Source organism: Pseudomonas peli, from assembly GCF_050563605.1.
In the GTDB taxonomy this organism is placed as follows: Bacteria; Pseudomonadota; Gammaproteobacteria; order Pseudomonadales; family Pseudomonadaceae; genus Aquipseudomonas; species Aquipseudomonas peli_A.
Map to the genome: position 1 here is coordinate 1 of NZ_JBNXUH010000133.1, position 242 is coordinate 242.

Genomic DNA, 242 nt, shown 5'->3' on the forward strand with positions numbered 1-242 from the left:
TTTTTTTTTTAAAAGAAGAAGAGGGAATAGGATCCCGCTCGTTTCGTCGGGGGGGCGGGGAGATGTTAAAAAGAGACGGCCACGGATGAGTATAGAGCTGCCTATAAAAAACACGCCGCAAACTACACCCGCCATAGCGCCACAGTGGCGATACCACGTTACGACGGGCCAGGCCCTATCGTTGTGCACTTTCTGCCCTGCAACCAGGTTCGTGTGGCCTGTCTCTTATACACATCTCCGAG

General features: G+C 52.5%; 1 pseudogene. It reads left to right on the top strand.

The window, feature by feature from the left end:
- Nucleotides 1-111: 111 nt before the first annotated feature.
- Nucleotides 112-242 (top strand): annotated as a pseudogene (locus ACQ4LH_RS21290) (DUF3304 domain-containing protein); the annotation flags it as partial.